This is a genomic window from Thermodesulfatator autotrophicus (genome assembly GCF_001642325.1).
GTDB lineage: Bacteria > Desulfobacterota > Thermodesulfobacteria > Thermodesulfobacteriales > Thermodesulfatatoraceae > Thermodesulfatator > Thermodesulfatator autotrophicus.
The window spans coordinates 1-1,984 of sequence record NZ_LSFI01000102.1 but is presented as its reverse complement, the minus strand read 5'-3'; the positions used below and the strand labels follow the sequence as shown (position 1 = coordinate 1,984).

Sequence of the window (1,984 nt, the reverse complement as noted above, 5' to 3'; positions counted from 1 at the left end):
GACACAATTACTGAAATACTACCGCTTTGCTCGCAATGACAATTCTATTTTGTTTGCAATGACAACTTTATATTTTGTTACGGTTAGCAGCTCATTCTCATATTGTCACGGAGTGAGTCCTTGTCTATTTCGGGGCAAGGCAAAGAAGTCTCTGGAGTCTCTTTGGTTGAGGTTGCTTCAGCCTTTACGAGGCTTCGCAAGGCAGAATGGTAAATCGGCCTTATAATGACGAGAACGAGGAGAGGCATTATAGTAACGAGGGGACCATATCTTGCTGTCTTCTGATGAATAGAAAAAAGGGCTTCTCTATAATGTTTTTGTTTTCATTATTTTAAATAAGGAAAATGTTATGAAAATTTTACTTATAAACTCTAATAGATTTAAACAGCCTTGGCCTGTAATTCCCTTTGGATTATGTCACATCGCTGCGGTTGTTGAAAATGCAGGCTATGATGTCAAAGTATTAGACCTCTGCTTTTCACGAAATCCAGCTAAAGATATAGCTAAGACCATTAAAAAGTTTAATCCAGATGTTGTGGGCGTAAGCATAAGGAATATTGATAACGGAGCCGGGTTTAATACTCAATTCTTAATTGCTGATGTCAAAAAAGAAGTCATAGAACCTTTAAAAAAGGTTTTCTCTGGTCCCATCGTTATAGGCGGGCCAGCAGTTAGTATAAATCCTATAGAGATTCTGAATTATTTAGGATTAAATTATGCCATTAAAGGTGATGGAGAATTAAGTTTTCTTGCCTTTTTAGAAAATCTTAATAATGAGGAAAAGCTTAAAAATATAAAAGGTCTCCATATTGTAAAAAATGGGAAAATTATAGCCACTAACGAACCTTGGCGAGTGCCCTGTTTAGATGAGATACCCATAGTAAATCCTGCTAAATATATAAATATTCGTAAATATAGAAAATTTAATTCTCCTATTCAAATTCAAACTAAAAGAGGATGTCCTCTATCTTGTAGTTATTGTACCTATAATGCCATAGAAGGTAAGTTTTATAGATTAAAAAATCCCAAAAAAGTAGTTGACGAAATAGAATTCTTGGTGAAGGAAACAGGTATTTCTCATGTAGAATTTACCGATAGCACTTTTAATGTCCCTTTGAAACACTGCAAAAATATCTTGAAAGAACTTAAGAAAAGAAAACTTAAATTAAGGTTAAGAACAATGGGGCTAAACCCGGGCGCGGTTGATGAAGAGCTTATACAGCTTATGAAAGATGTAGGATTTATGGATGTAGATTTAGGTGCTGAATCTGGATGTGATATTACTTTAAAATCTCTTGGTAAGAACTTTACCAAAGAAGATGTATTAAAAGCAGGTTTTCTTTTAAAAAAGCATAAAATACCAACAACTTGGTATTTACTAGTAGGCGCTCCTAAAGAGAGCATCTTTACTTTAAAAGAAACGTATGAAACCTTGACAAAAGCTGCTTCAAAGTGGGATTTGATTAATATAGGCATAGGACTAAGAATATACAATCAGGCTCCTGTTGCAAATATTGTTAAATATAAACCAAAAGATAATTTTTTAAAGCCGTATTGTTATGAACCAGAAGAGATAAGTCTTAATGAGATAAAAATTTATACCAAATGGATGGTTCTAAACAATGATAATTTCTTCATGTACGATGAGGATGAAAATACACCACCGTTTGTTTTAATGATGGGAACTTTTCTTTTAAAACTATTTGCTCCCAAAAAACCTATTTGGAAGTTATTTATTTTGATCAGGAAGATACAAAGAATAACCGGTATAAACTGGTTAAAAAAACAACATTTTTGGCATAAAAATAAAAAAGTAATTTCTAAATTAGAACAAGAACTAACCAAGGGAGAGCGCTTTACTGAAAGAACACTCTCCCTTGGAAGAAGTATTACTTAGAGACCTTTGCAAAATTCTAAAGTATTAGATTGAGAGCGCCACGGCGACTGTATCGCCTCGCGACAAGGATTGCTTCCCTCCGCTCGC

Annotated in this window: 1 protein-coding gene; it reads left to right on the top strand. The window is 34.1% G+C overall.

All coding sequences use genetic code 11. The annotated features are described in order from the left end of the window. The first annotated feature begins 349 nt into the window (after positions 1 to 349). Positions 350 to 1,897, top strand: coding sequence for a B12-binding domain-containing radical SAM protein (locus tag TH606_RS11115; RefSeq protein ID WP_068544058.1), 1,548 nt, complete (start codon positions 350 to 352; stop codon positions 1,895 to 1,897). Positions 1,898 to 1,984: the final 87 nt, after the last annotated feature.

Coding starts and splice junctions, on each gene's coding strand:
- TH606_RS11115 (WP_068544058.1), top strand. CDS start 350: ATGAAAATTTTACTTATAAACTCTAATAGATTTAAACAGCCTTGGCCT.